Origin of the sequence: Lactobacillus delbrueckii subsp. delbrueckii DSM 20074 = JCM 1012 (assembly GCF_001433875.1) — a bacterium.
Taxonomy (GTDB): Bacteria; Bacillota; Bacilli; order Lactobacillales; family Lactobacillaceae; genus Lactobacillus; species Lactobacillus delbrueckii.
On sequence record NZ_AZCR01000010.1, the window covers coordinates 22,892 to 36,880 of the forward strand.

The following is a 13,989-nucleotide window of genomic DNA, read 5'->3' on the forward strand; positions in this document are numbered from 1 at the left end:
CTATTTCACCCGCTTCTTTCGCAAGTCTGCAACCGTCTGCTGGAAAATTTCCGGCGGCTGGACGGAGAACTCCAGCCACTCACCTGTTGATGGCTGCTTAAAGCCCAGGGTCTTGGCATGCAGGAACTGGCCATGGCCGGGCAGGGTCTTTCTCGGTCCATACAAGGGGTCGCCTGCTAAAGGGTGGCCGATATAAGCCATATGGACCCGGATCTGGTGGGTCCGGCCGGTTTCCAGCTGGCACTCAACCAAGCTGTAGCCCTGGTATTGCTCCAGGACCTTAAAGTGGGTTACCGCGCTCTTGCCTTTTTCCACCACCGCCATCTGCTTGCGGTCCTTGGGATTGCGGCCGATCGGGGCGTCAATTGTCCCTTCTTCTTCCGCAAAATTGCCATGGACGATGGCCAGGTACTGGCGCTTGTTGGATTTGGCGGCCAGCTGCTTTTCCAGTGATTCCCGGGCAGCCGCGTTTTTCGCCACCATCAAGAGGCCCGAGGTGTCCTTGTCGATCCGGTGAACGATCCCGGGTCTGAAGCCTTCCGGAGTGTCGGCCAGATCCCTGGTGTGGTAGAGCAAGGCGTTAACCAGAGTGTGGCTGGGGTGGCCGGCGGCCGGGTGGACCACCATCCCCTGCGGCTTGTTGACCACGATGATGTCTTCGTCTTCATAGACAATGTCCAGTGGAATATTTTCCGCTTCCAGCTTTAATGGCTCTAGCGGCAAAACGGTGACCTGGATCAGGTCACCTTTCTGCACTTTATATGAAACTTTGCTCTTTTTGCCATTGACCAGGACTTCCCCGGCTTGGACCAATTCCTTGATCCGGCTTCTGGACAGGTCAGTCATTTCCCCTGCCAGATACTTGTCCAGCCGCTGGCCACTTTCTTCCGCGGTCAGTTCATACTCACGGTTCATCCTAGTCCTCCCTTTCAATGATTAACAGATAGCTGAAGATCAGAATCACGCCAACGGTAATGGCAGCATCAGCCAGGTTGAAAATATTGAACTGCACAAAGTCCAGCTGAATCATGTCGATGACATACTTCAAATGCAGGCGGTCAATCAAGTTGCCGATGATCCCGCCCAAAACCAGAACCAGGCCCGACTTGAACATCCAGTGGCTGTACTTCTTATTGAAGTAGTAGTAAAGCACTACGGCAATGGCAACAGAGCTGACTACGTAAAAGAACCACATTTTGCCGGACAAGATATTCCAGGCCGCCCCGTTATTCTGAATATAGGTGAAGGAGAACAGCCCCGGTATCACGTCGTGGACTTCGCCCAAACGGTAATTTGTGACAATATAATACTTCAAAGCTTGATCAGCTGCCGCGATCAAGGCAGCGATCACTAATCCAACTATCTGCATAATCCTCTTTTCTAGAACAAACCGCTGATCTTGCCGGTTTCGTCCACATCAATATCCAAGGCGGCCGGGCGCTTTGGCAGGCCTGGCATGTCCAGAATGTGGCCAGTTGAAACTACCACGAAGCCGGCCCCGTTGCGGAGGCTCAAGCCCTTGACATGCAAAGTGAAGCCGGTAGGAGCTCCCAATTCCTTGACATTGTCAGTAAAGCTGTACTGGGTCTTGGCAATGATGACTGGCAGCTTGTCCTTGCCCATCTTCTTCAATTTTACAAGCTGGTCCTTGGCCTTGTCCGTGTATTCCACGTCAGACGCGTGGTAGATCCGCTTGGCGACCTTTTCAATCTTGGTTTCCAGGTCGTCATCCAGGTCGTAGCTGCGCTTGATTTCGTAGTCGCTCTTGTCGGCCAGTTCAACGATCTTTTCAGCTGCTGCCTTAGCCCCCTTGGAGCCTTCATCATGGGCAGTCACGATTTCGCATGGGAAGCCTTGTTCTTCAATCAATGACTTGAGCAGGTCAAGCTCTGCTTCAGTGTCAGTTGGGAACTTGTTGATAACCACCAAAACTGGAATATTGTATGAACGGACATTGTTCATGTGCCGGTCCAGGTTAGCAAAACCTTCCTTTAATGAGTCCAGGTTTTCTTCCTTCAAATGGTCAGTTGACTTTTCAGCCTGGTACTTCAAGGCCCGGACAGTCGCAACAACAACGGCGGCATCTGGCTTCTTTTCCAGCTTGGTGGAAACGAAGTCCAGGAACTTTTGCCCGCCAAGGTCTGAACCAAAGCCGGCTTCACTTAAAACGTAGTCGCCGAGGTGCAGAGCCAGGTTGGTTGACAGGATGGAGTTGTTGCCGTGGGCAATGTTGGCGAAAGGTCCGCCGTGTACGAAGGCTGGAGTGTGTTCCAAAGTTTGAACCAGGTTTGGCTTCAGGGCCGTTGATAAAAGGGCAGCGATGGCGCCTTGGAAGCCCAGGTCCTTGACAAAGACTGGTTCATCCTCGTAAGTGTAGCCGACCAGAACCTTGCCAATTCTTTCCTTTAAGTCAGCAATGTCCTTGGACAGGCAGAGAATAGCCATGAGTTCATGACCCACAGTCAACTGGAAGCTGGCCGGGCGTTCAACCCCGTTGAACTTGGATCCTTGGCCAATCGTTACCTTTCGCAAGGTCCGGTCGTTAACGTCCAGGCCGCGCTTAATGACGATCTTTTCCGGGTCCAGGCCCAGTTCGTTGCCTTGGTAGATGTAGTTGTCAACCAGGGCTGACAGGTTGTCGATGGCTGAGGTCAAGGCATGCATGTCCCCGGTAAAGTGGAGGTTGATGTCTTCCATTGGAATGACTTGGGCATAGCCGCCGCCGGCAGCCCCGCCCTTCATCCCGAAGACTGGTCCCATGGATGGTTCTCTTAAGGCAATCACCGTCTTCTTGCCTAATTGGTTGTTGATGGCATCCCCGATCCCGATCGTCATCGTGGACTTGCCTTCCCCGGCTGGAGTTGGTGAAATTGAAGTCACCAAGATCAGCTTGCCCAGGTGGCCGTTTTCTTCACTACGCTTGATTGCCCGCCAATTGACCTTGGCCTTGTCGTAGCCGTATGGTTCAAGGTCTTGGCTGGTCAAGCCCAGCTTGGCCGCAACATCAGTAATAGGCAATTCTTCTGCTGCTTGCGCAATTTCGATATCTGATTTAACCATTTCTGTCACGCTTTCTCTTAAAAACAAGATAATCAGTGCTTTGATGCCTGGAAACCCGCACCCGGTAGACCTCAAAGCCACGCCAACTAGTCACTAATTCTGGTTTTTCCTCCAGGACGAACTCCTTCCGGTAAGGCAAACGCAAGCGCGTCTGACCGTCAAAAGAAATGTAGGACTTTTTCCATGTAAAAACGAGCAGAAGCAGGAAGATGATGCCCGTTATCACAGTCGGCAGGTTGATGAACTGGTTGCCCTCCAGACAGAAGATCACAGTCAGGAAAAGCACCAGCAAGAGCCAGCTGTAATAAATGACGCCAAGGTCTCCTAAAAAGATCAAATGTTTTTTCATGAAAAACTCCTTGTCACTAGATATCTAGATTATAGCAAAAAAGCAGGAAAATACCGAAAAATACGAAAAATATTTCTAACTATTGTTTTTAATATTCGGTAATCAAGTTATAGTTAGGACTTTAAGCAAAGAAGCTTAAAAAATAATCGGCTTTTCACCAGGTCAAATCTAACTTTTGACTTGACTGGGTGCTCTCGTAAAGGGAGCTGATATAACTTTTCATGCTGGGCATGACTGCCAACAAAGTTCGGTAAGCGCTTGATTCATAAATTGCCGCAATCTCGGCTTCACTCTTATAGCTTTGCCCGGTGAAAAAGTCCTAGTGCATCTTTTTGAGCATTTCCGCGGCTTCCGGCAGGTCCTTTGCTGCTCCCTTGAGCAGGTGCTGGCGCAGAAGCAGGTTACTGCTCCGGTCAAAAACTTCCTTCAGATAAGCATGAAAATCCGCAAAAGGCGGCAGCTTTTTCTCTTCAGCCGTTAAAAAATTGTCAATGTCAAAAGCGTGGCGCCGGTAGCTGAAGGAATTAGCAGTCAGCTCAACTATCCCATAGCCCTGGTCGCTTTCCGCGAAGCAGGATGAAACAACCTCAGGAACCGGAACCCAGCCGGACATGATGTGCTGGGCATGGATATGGCCGGAAAAAGCGCAGCGGACCGGGTACTGACTGAGCAGCTGGACAATTTCACCGGCATTATTCAGTTTAAAGCCGTCATGAACCACTGAATTATGACTGTAGAGGTTATGGTGCATGAAAAAGAGGACGTCTTGTCTTAGTCTTTTGGCCTCAACCAATTCCTGGCTCAGCCACCGCCTTTCCCCATCATCGATGGCCCCGCTGGTCATAGGATGGGTGTAGGAAAACTGGCTGCTGTACAGGTTGGAGTCCAGCAAAAGCAGCCGCCAGTGCGGGTTCAAGTTGACTGAATATGATAAAGAGCCTGGCTCCTGGCTTGCGGCTAAGTCATAGCTAGCAGAAAAAATTTCCTTCCAGTCAGCCGGTGAAATTTGCGCAACCCGTCTTTCCTCACTGCCACTAAAACTTCTGGCCCAGCCGTCATAAATGTCATGGTTGCCCGGAATAACCAGCAAGGCAATCCCCGCATCTTTTAAGGGGGCAAAAATCTCCCCCAGCCTTTCAGCTGACCGCCTGGCTCTATTAAAGGTCAAGTCCCCGGTAATGATCAAGGCTGCCGGCTTGGCCCTGACAACTTTTCTGACAAAAGCCCTGAGAGCCAGGTCCTGGTAGGCAATGTCCTTGCCAGCGCTGGTTTGCCGCATCTTTTTAAACCTGGCGCCAAAGTCATGCAGGTCATCGGCAATTAAGTGGGGGATCTGAGATCAACCAGAAGTCTGGCCGTTCACTATCCGTAATCGTCTTCATCAGCATATCTCTTCTTTACTTGCGCTTGGCCCAGAACTGGTAGTAGTCAACCCGGAGGTTACCATTGTAGAGCTTGCGCTTCTTGCTGGCCTTTTGCCCGAAGCACTTTTCAAAATCCGGGTCCGCCGTCAAGTAGTACTGGCTGAAAGAAGTCAGCGGCCGCAAGACTTCTCCCATCTGCCGGTAAAGCTCTTCTGCCCCTTGCTTGTCTTTCAAACGCTTGCCGTATGGCGGGTTGGAAACGATGACCCCGTTTTCCAGATCGGTGCTAAAGTCCTTGACCGCGACCTGCTTAAAGCGGATGTCCTGCAAGACCCCGGCATTGTGGGCATTCAGCTTGGCTACTTCCAGAATCGACTGGTCGATATCGCTGGCCCAAATTGGTGCTTCAGCTGGCTTAACCTGGCTCTTGGCTTCTTTCAGCAGCTCTTCGTGCAGGCGCGGGTCAAACCAGTCAAAGTCGTCAAAGGCAAACTTCCGCCAAGTGCCCGGGGCAATATTGCGGGCAATCAAGGCTGCTTCAATTGGCAGGGTCCCTGACCCGCACATCGGGTCAATAAATGGATGGGTCCCGTCATATGGCGTCAGCTTGATCAAAGATGCCGCGAAGTTTTCCTTTAAAGGCGCTCCCCCGTGCTCAATCCGGTAGCCCCGCTTGAAAAGACTTTCCCCGGTCGTGTCCAGCGACAGGCGGACAGTGTCCTTGTAAATGTGCACGTCCAGCTGGTAGAGGCTGCCGCTTTCCGGCAGCTTGCCCCGCCGGTGGTATTGGGCCGCCATCTTGTCAACGATGGCTTTTTTCACAATGGACTGCACATCCGGTTCAGAGTGCAGCTTTGAGCGGACACTGCGCCCCTTGACTGGGAAGGCCGCGTCGACTGGCAAAAGCATGGCCCAGTCATAAGCGTAAGTTTCATCATACAAGGTTGAGAAATCTTTAGCCGTAAATTCCTTTAACAGGATCTTGACCCGGTCAGCTGTTCTGAGCCACAAATTGCATCTGACGATGTCTTTCTGGCCGCCTTTAAAAAAGACCCTGCCGTTTTCCGTCGTCGTTTCATAGCCCAAGGACTGCAATTCCTTGGCCACGACGCTTTCAAAACCCGCCCCCATGGTCGTGTACAATCGGTATTCTTCCATCGCTATCTCCGTTCTTTTCCTTCTGATCCTTATTCTAATTGCTATTCTGATTTTATATTTGCAGGCTTATTCCTAAAAAAAGAAAAAGTTGGGCTTCAAACGAAGTCCAACTCTCTGCCTTGCAAGTTTCTATAAGCCACGTTCTGTTCCACCAACCGCCGGCCGCGGCTGGTTTCAGCAGCCATCTATCTCTACATGATGTAGTCCAACTTTTGGTTCATTTGCCTAAGTTGAGACGCCCCTACCAAATTTCGGGTTACACGCTCGCAGGGTTTACCTCGTTCCACCAAGCCGGTTTCCCGGCTTGCTCCGTCACTGTGGCACTTTCAAGATATTCACGCATGGCTAGGCTTTAGCGCTTTCTCTGCCGTGAGGCCTGGGGCCCCCTCCAGCTTATTGGGCTGAATACGATCACTACGGGCATCGCAGCCCGTGCGTGCGTGGACTTTCCTCAGCCGGCTCAAGGCCGGCCGCGACTGCTCGAAACTTGCAACAATTGCTATTATAGCAAACTTTCTTTACTTTTGTAAGTCCTGAATTCCGTAAACTCTTTGTTCCAGATTGTAGACCTTCCGCTCCAAGGTTGAAAGTCTTTGAATGATTGCCATGTTAGTTGAGATTTCGCCACTAGTGCTGCTGTTATCCAGGCTGAAGTTGGCCCGCTGCCTTTGTGAGCTTGGCACGTAGGTCTTAACGTCTTCTTCCTTGCTTTCAGTAGTTGCTGGTGCCGGGCCGGCTGCCGGAATTTCCTTGACGGCCTGTTCTTCCTGCTTGACCTGCTTCTCAGCGTCGATTACCTGCCCCTGTAGTTCACCAATCCGGCCGTAAAGGTCTTCAATGATGTCCTGGAAGGTTTCATAGTCGGAAATGATTTGGTCCAGGTAAGAATCAACTTCATCCGGATCATAGCCCTTGACCTTGCTTCTGAACTGCTTCTTCAAAATGTCCTGCGCGGACAACTTAATATCGTTTAAATCTGCCATTAAATCTTGACTCCTTTATACTAAAATCATTTTATCAAAAAGCGCCCTTATAAAAAAGAAAGAAAGAGTTAAAATTTACCATTCCCCTTGATTTTCTTCATAATCCCTGGCGGCCTGTTCCAGGTCATAATAATCGACCAGGTCCAGCTGGTAGTCATCCCGCTTTTCCAGGTATTTTTCGATCATCTCGTAGTCATACTTGCTCTTGCCTGGGTATTCCGGATCATAGACCAGAAGGGCCCGGTCGGTGTGCTGGAACATAAACTGCTGATATTCCCGGAATTGCCGGCCGCCCTGGTAGGGTCCTTTTGAAGTTGCGGACCAGAAGTCAGCTTGATTTTTCAAATTCTGCAGCTTAAGCTGGTTGTTTTCGCTCCAGCGGCTGCCAAAGTCAAGATAAGGCAGCATCACTGCCAGGCGCAGGTTATAGTCCTGCCTTAGTTCCAGGGCCACTTCCGCGCTCCACTGCTCAACGCCCAGGTTAGCGCCAGTGATGACCCAGTCCAATTGCCCTTCTTCCAGCAGGTTGGTTAGGCGCTGCTTGATGGCATACTTGATCACCGTGATTTTTGGATCCTTGTCGCCAAAAGTTCCCAGTTCATAGCCCCGGTAGCCGCTGATCCAAATTCGCTGCATGCAAATTCCTCCCTTAATCTTTTTGCTTTGCCAGTTTCTTAAAAACATTGTAACATTAACTGCAAAAGCAGGAATGATCTAGCTTCAGAGTCAGTTTGCAAATAATCTGATTAGTTTTCTCAAGTTTTTATTGTTATAATGACTTCCAGGAGTGAACTTTATGGTCAAATACCCAACTGGATCTGTCATGCCCCTCAGGGCAGCTCAGCGGCAAGGAGAAAAGGCCCTGCTTAAAAAGGCCAGCTTTTCTGACCGCGGGATGACCCTGGAGCAGCAGATCAATGAATCAAACCAGTACTACCTTGACGCGGGCATCGCGGTCGTTCACAAGAAGCCGACCCCGATTCAGATCGTCAAGGTCGACTACCCAAAAAGATCGCGGGCTGTCATCCGCGAGGCCTACTTTCGTCAGGCCTCAACGACTGACTACAACGGCGTCTATCAAGGCTACTACCTTGATTTTGAAGCCAAGGAGACGCGCAACAAAACTTCTTTTCCTTTAAAGAACTTTCATGAGCACCAGATCCTGCACCTTGAGCAGTGTTTGGACCAGGAGGGGATTTGCTTTGCCCTTATCGGCTTCATGACCCTGGAGCGCTACTTTGTCACCCCGGCATCTTTTTTGATTCAAGCTTGGCAAAACTGGAAGGCTGCCGGCAAGAGTTCAATGACTCTTGCTGAAATCAAAGCTAACTCCTTTGAAATTAAAAGCGGATTCTGGCCAGCCCTGCCCTATTTAGAGGCGGTCGACCGGATCATTGCGGATAGGAAACAAGAACATGGCAACAAATAGTCCAGAGCAAAAGAACACGCGGATGGCCCGCTTGCACGCCAATGACGGCGCCAAGAAGGCCCGGCCCGTTCTGCGGGTAATTAAATGGCTTTTTCTGCTCTTTTTCTTGCTGATCATCTCCGGCGTCGGCGTCTTCGCCTACTACGCCAAAGACGCCCCGAGCATCAGCACCTCCAAGCTGCAAAGCGGCGGCACATCAAGTTTTTACACTACCGACGGCAAATTTTTAATGTCACTGGGTTCACAGACCCGGGTCTATGCTAAAGACTCGGCCATCCCCCAGACTTTGAAAGACGCGGTCGTCTCTATCGAAGACAAGCGCTTCTACTCTGAAAGCCTGGGGATCGACCCCCTCCGGATCGTGTCGTCTTTCTTGACCAACGTCAAGAGCTCCAGCACCGTGGCCGGCGGGTCAACCATCACCCAGCAGCTGGTAAAATTGACCTGCTTCTCAACCGCCAGCTCCCAGCGGACCCTGTCCAGAAAGGCCCAGGAAGCCTGGCTGGCCATGAAGGTGGAAAGAGAATACAGCAAGGACCAGATCCTGGAATTTTACATCAACAAGGTTTACATGAACTATGGGACCTATGGGATGGGGACTGCAGCCAACTACTACTATGGCAAGTCCCTCAAGCAGCTGGACCTGGCCCAGCTGGCCCTTTTGGCCGGGATGCCTAACGCCCCGGTGGCCTACAACCCTTACCTTTACCCAAAGAAGGCTAAGTACCGGCGGGACCTGGTTCTTAAGGCCATGTATGACAACAAGAAGATTACTAAGAAGCAGTACCTGGCAGCCAAGGCTGAAGACGTACAGAAGGGCCTTAAGAAGCACACAACCAGCACTGAATCCAAGCTGCGCAAGGTCGACGACGCCTACATCAAGGAAGCAATTGCTGAAGTGCAGGCTGACGGCTACGACCCATACAATGACAACCTGAAGATCACCATCAACATCAATCAGGCTGCCCAAAACAAACTTTACTCCCTGGCTAACAGCGGCAGCGTTGCTTTTACCAGCAAGAAGATGCAGATCGGGGCCACGGTCATCAACCCGAAGAACGGACATGTTATCGCCATCCTCGGGGGCCGGAAGTTGCCGTCAGTCCAGCTGGGTCTTGACCGGGCAGTCCAGACAGGCCGGTCAACCGGGTCAACGATCAAGCCGGTCTTAGACTACGCTCCGGCAATTCAATACCTCAACTGGGGAACCAGCCACATCCTGCAGGATACCAAGTACACCTACCCGGGCACTAACATCCAGCTTTATGACTGGGACAACACTTACCAGGGGTCAATGAGCATGCGCTATGCCCTGGTTCAGTCCAGAAACGTGCCGGCCGTCAGAACCTTGAATGAAGTCGGGATTTCCCGGGCCTCGCTTTTTGCCAGAAAATTAGGTGTTAACGTCAGTCCCAATGCTGGTCTTTCGACAGCGATCGGGGCTGACGCCTCCAGCTTGCAGATGGCGGCTGCTTATGGGGCATTCGCGACGATGGGCGTTTACAGAAAGCCGCAATTCGTCTCCAAGATCGAAACGGCTGACGGGCAGGTCCGCAAGTATAACTCTGCCGGCAAGCGGGTCATGAAGAAGTCAACTGCCTACATGATCACCGACATGCTCAAGGGCGTCTTCACCAGCGGGACCGGGACCACGGCCAAGGTCAGCGGGATCTACGAGGCCGGTAAGACCGGTACGGTTAAGTACTCTGACTCCGACCTGGTTAAGTACCCAAGCTACAGCTCAACGCCAAAGGATTCCTGGTTCGTTGGCTACACCAAGCAGTATTCAATCGGAATCTGGACAGGCTATGACAATTTGAAGGACGGGACGATCTCTGGAGTCGGCCAGTACTCAGCCCAGCTGATCTACAAGTACATGATGTCCTACTTGATGGCTGACGAAGACAGCACAGACTGGGAAATGCCAGCAACGGTTGTCAAGAAGCGGATTGTCAAGAATACTGAAGACAAAGTAGCCTCCCCTGGCCAGCCCTACACTTGGGAACTCTTTGTCAAGGGGCATGCGCCGACTGACGCTGACTATGTCTCCTCAAACAGCGATACTTCTACTGCTTCCAGTTCAGCCGTGACTTCCAGTGTCAAATCAAGCTCAAGTTCCAGCTCCTCGAAGAGCAGCTCGAGTTCCAGTTCAAGCAAGAACTCCTCGTCTTCATCTAGCTCTTCAAGTTCAAGCGCGGTTTCATCAAGCTCGGCATCTTCTTCCAGCCAGAGCAGCAAGGCGCCGAAGACTGAAGAAAATAAGCAAGACAACAATAATGATAACAAGCAGAATAACTAAGCTGCTGAATTAATAATTTATCGAAAAAGCCAGAGCAACTGATTTCTTCAAGGCCCTGGCTTTTTTTCTGTTAAAATATATGGCAATAGGATAAAAAACAAGAATATCTGTCAACAAGACTTACAGAAGTAGAAAAGAGGAAATCATGGACGCAATTAAAATTGAGGACTTTTTGCACTATGCCAACCTGGGCAAGCTCAAGGCCAATGGTCAGAACCTTGTCTGGGTCAAGGGCCTGCCAGATGCCAGCAAAAAAGACAAATACCTCTACACATTAGAGACCTTGTAAGACGGGCAAGTCAGCCCCCTTAGCTCCTTTGGCTAGGAAAGAGACTTCGTCTTTCTCGATGAAAACACGGTTTGCTTTGCCGGCAACCGGATCAAGGAAAAGGACAAGACCTTTATCTACCAGCTTTCTTTAAAGGGCGGTGAAGCAAGGGAAATCGCTGCTTTAGAGGGAGAAGATTTCGCGCTTGAAAATGTCTTAGCAGACGGCCGCCTGCTCCTCAGCCGGCGAGTTGACTTGCGCGAAGCTGAGAAAAAGCAGGATCCGGATGAAAAAGACTATGTGGTCTTAGATGAGTTCCCGGCCTACTTCAATGGCGACGGCATTATTTCCAAGTTCCGCGACCGCCTCTTTCTTTTTGACCCCGACAAAAAGGAGTTGGCCGAACTCTTAAAAGATGACCCATACTTCAACTTTGACTTCCACTATGTCGATGGCACTGACCTCTACTTCACCGGGGATTCTTACACTCAATCCAAGGCCCGCAAGTCCGCCCTCTACCAGCTGGACTTAAACAGCCTGGAATATTCTCAGCTTTTGCCAAAAGAAGAGTGGTCAATTTTTGACATCTGCGTCTTAAAGGGCCAGCTCTACCTGGTGGCCACTGATGAAAAGCGCTATGGCTCGGAAGAAAATCCCTAGTTTTACAAGTATGACCCGGAATTCAAAACTCTTTCTTTGGCCGCGGCTGGGGCGACTGCGTAGACACCGACCTTTGCCTGTTGGACGTGCGGACCAGCCGGGTCTTTGAGGACTGCCTCTACTTCACCACAACTAAGGTCGACCACACGGTATTGGAATGCTTTGACGGCGAAAAAGTTACTCCTGTCTTTGAATTTCCTTCCATCGAATTCTTTGACTTTACCAGTGACGGCACTTGCTGGTTTACTGGTCCAAATGCCAACGAGACCCAGCAACTTTACAGCTACAAGGACGGCCAGTTGACCAAGCACTCTAGCTATAACGAAGATGCCTTAAAGGGCCGCTATGTTGCTTCTGCCGTTCAAGTTGACTATCAAGACTATGCCGGCAATACCCATCATGGCTGGGTTCTTTACCCGAAAGACTTTGCTGAAAAGCAAAAATATCCGGCCATCCTCGATGTCCACGGCGGGCCAAAGACAGTTTACGGGACCCTCTTTTTCACGAGATGCAGGTCTGGGCAAGCCAGGGCTACTTTGTCTTCTTTGCCAACATCTATGGCTCTGACGGCCAGGGCAAGGACTACGCCAACATGCGGGGGCACTGGGGCCGGGAAGACTACGAGGACTTGCTGAAGTTCACGGACGCTGTTTTGGCAAAAATCCCGCAAATTGACGCCGGCCGTCTGGGCATCACTGGCGGTTCATATGGCGGCTACATGACCAACTGGGTGATCGGCCATACTGACCGCTTCAAGGCTGCCGCCAGCCAGCGGCCCATGTCCAACTTGCTGAGCGATGCCTTTATGTCAGACGTGGGTCCTTGGGATGACCTTTACTCCATTGACGCAAATAACTTGGACGAGAAGCTGGACTATGCCTGGCAGCAGTCTCCTTTGAAATATGCCAAAAACGTGACCACGCCGACCTTGTTCATCCACTCTTTGGAAGACTACAGATGTCCTTTGCCGGAAGGAATGCAGATGTTCCGGGCCCTGCTCTACTACGGGGTGGAAAGCAGAATGTGCCTCTTTAAAGGCGAAAACCACGAGCTCTCCAGAAGCAGGCAGCCAAAACACCAAATCCGCCGCTTAAAAGAAATTACTGCCTGGTTTGACCAGCATTTGCGGTAAAATATAAGAGGCAAGAAAACAAAAGATTATGCAACAAAGGAGTTTTTTATGACTAAAATTGCCATGTATAATGTCAGCCCGATCGAAGTGCCTTACATTGAAGACTGGGCTAAGAAAAACGATGTCGAAATTAAGACGACCGACCAGGCCTTGACCAGCGCGACTGTAGATTTAGCTGAAGGGTGCAGCAGCGTTTCCCTTAAACCACTTGGCCCGGTTGACGAAGAAGTTGTTTACCAAAAATTGAGCGAATACGGGGTCAAGTGCATCTGCCTCAGAATCGTTGGCTTCAACACCATCAACTTCGACTGGACCAAGAAGTACAACTTGCTGGTCACCAACGTTCCGGTCTACTCCCCGCGGGCGATCGCTGAAATGACGGTTACCCAGGCCATGTACCTCCTGCGCAAGATCGGGGAATTCCGCTACCGGATGGACCATGACCATGACTTTACCTGGCCAAGTAACTTGATCAGCAATGAAATCTACAACTTGACTGTCGGCTTGATCGGGGTCGGTCACATCGGCAGCGCCGTGGCAGAAATCTTCTCAGCCATGGGGGCCAAGGTCATCGCCTATGACGTGGCTTACAACCCGGAATTTGAACCATTTTTGACCTACACCGACTTTGACACGGTCTTGAAAGAAGCTGACATCGTCTCCCTCCACACTCCCCTCTTCCCATCAACGGAAAACATGATCGGGGAAAAGCAGCTGAAGGAAATGAAGAAGTCTGCCTACTTGATCAACTGTGCCCGGGGCGAATTAGTCGATACTGGAGCCTTGATCAAGGCCTTGCAGGATGGCGAAATCGCCGGTGCCGGCCTGGACACTTTGGCTGGGGAATCCAGCTACTTTGGCCACACTGGCCTGACGGACAGCGAAATCCCAGAAGACTACAAGACCCTGGCCAAGATGCCAAACGTTGTCATTACTCCGCACTCAGCCTTCTACACGGAAACTTCCATCCGCAACATGGTGCAGATCTGCTTGACTGACCAATTGACCATCGCCAAGGGCGGCCGGCCAAGAAGCATCGTTAACCTGTAATTTTTACTGAATTGATTAACGCGAAAACACCGGCAGTTTAATTTCTGCCGGTGTTTTTTGGTATATTGCAATTTTCTATTGAAAGCGCTAACTTTTTTGCTGGAATAATCTTTTTTCTACCATACAATGGAATTAGCATGTGAAAAGGAGAAAAAAGGGTTCAGTATAAATTCTTGTGTAAATAGAAAATAGGCAACAAAAAAGAAGGGTTGTCCCTTACAATGTTAATAACGACAA

11 protein-coding genes, 1 other RNA gene and 1 pseudogene are annotated in these 13,989 nt (G+C 50.6%); 4 read left to right on the plus strand and 9 right to left on the minus strand.

The features are described 5' to 3' along the window. The 9 genes from FD23_RS02995 to FD23_RS03030 all read right to left on the minus strand — a co-directional run bounded on the left by FD23_RS02995 (position 1) and on the right by FD23_RS03030 (position 7,550). Positions 1-915: an RluA family pseudouridine synthase gene (locus FD23_RS02995; RefSeq protein WP_025895719.1), complete on the minus strand. Its 915-nt coding sequence runs from the start codon at positions 913-915 to the stop codon at positions 1-3. Position 916: 1 nt separating this feature from the next. After that, positions 917-1,369, minus strand: a complete 453-nt coding sequence (gene lspA, locus FD23_RS03000) for a signal peptidase II (protein ID WP_025895718.1) — start codon at positions 1,367-1,369, stop codon at positions 917-919. A gap of 11 nt (positions 1,370-1,380) precedes the next feature. Continuing rightward, a complete protein-coding gene (locus FD23_RS03005) occupies positions 1,381-3,060 on the minus strand; it encodes a formate--tetrahydrofolate ligase (RefSeq protein WP_052933655.1) in 1,680 nt (559 codons plus the stop codon). Next, positions 3,053-3,409 (minus strand): hypothetical protein, encoded by a 357-nt coding sequence (locus FD23_RS03010; RefSeq protein WP_013439508.1) that lies wholly within the window; start codon positions 3,407-3,409, stop codon positions 3,053-3,055. Before FD23_RS03010 ends, FD23_RS03005 begins: the two co-directional genes overlap by 8 nt. 319 nt (positions 3,410-3,728) lie before the next feature. Beyond that, positions 3,729-4,688, minus strand: a complete 960-nt coding sequence (locus tag FD23_RS03015; RefSeq protein ID WP_230844819.1) for a metallophosphoesterase family protein — start codon at positions 4,686-4,688, stop codon at positions 3,729-3,731. Between the two features lie 118 nt (positions 4,689-4,806). Then, positions 4,807-5,931 carry a THUMP domain-containing class I SAM-dependent RNA methyltransferase gene (locus FD23_RS03020; RefSeq protein ID WP_025895716.1) on the minus strand — a complete coding sequence of 375 codons (1,125 nt, stop codon included), beginning with the start codon at positions 5,929-5,931 and terminating at the stop codon, positions 4,807-4,809. 127 nt (positions 5,932-6,058) lie between these two features. Continuing rightward, positions 6,059-6,419: RNase P RNA component class B (gene rnpB / locus FD23_RS09165), an RNA gene on the minus strand. Positions 6,420-6,449: 30 nt separating this feature from the next. Then, positions 6,450-6,914 carry a cell division regulator GpsB gene (locus FD23_RS03025; RefSeq protein WP_013439505.1) on the minus strand — a complete coding sequence of 155 codons (465 nt, stop codon included), beginning with the start codon at positions 6,912-6,914 and terminating at the stop codon, positions 6,450-6,452. A gap of 75 nt (positions 6,915-6,989) precedes the next feature. Then, positions 6,990-7,550, minus strand: coding sequence for an SLOG family protein (locus tag FD23_RS03030; RefSeq protein WP_025895715.1), 561 nt, complete (start codon positions 7,548-7,550; stop codon positions 6,990-6,992). A gap of 160 nt (positions 7,551-7,710) precedes the next feature. On the opposite strand from FD23_RS03030, the gene recU reads away from it, so the two are divergent. From recU to FD23_RS03050, 4 genes and pseudogenes are all read left to right on the plus strand, one after another. Continuing rightward, positions 7,711-8,343 carry a Holliday junction resolvase RecU gene (gene recU / locus FD23_RS03035; protein ID WP_025895714.1) on the plus strand — a complete coding sequence of 211 codons (633 nt, stop codon included), beginning with the start codon at positions 7,711-7,713 and terminating at the stop codon, positions 8,341-8,343. Continuing rightward, positions 8,330-10,642 (plus strand): transglycosylase domain-containing protein, encoded by a 2,313-nt coding sequence (locus FD23_RS03040; RefSeq protein WP_052933654.1) that lies wholly within the window; start codon positions 8,330-8,332, stop codon positions 10,640-10,642. Before recU ends, FD23_RS03040 begins: the two co-directional genes overlap by 14 nt. A 145-nt stretch (positions 10,643-10,787) precedes the next feature. Then, a pseudogene (locus FD23_RS03045) lies at positions 10,788-12,702 on the plus strand (alpha/beta hydrolase family protein). A 48-nt stretch (positions 12,703-12,750) separates the two neighbouring features. Then, the gene (locus tag FD23_RS03050) at positions 12,751-13,752 is read left to right on the plus strand and encodes a D-2-hydroxyacid dehydrogenase (RefSeq protein ID WP_052933653.1); all 1,002 of its coding nucleotides are present in this window, start codon (positions 12,751-12,753) and stop codon (positions 13,750-13,752) included. Positions 13,753-13,989 lie beyond the last annotated feature (237 nt).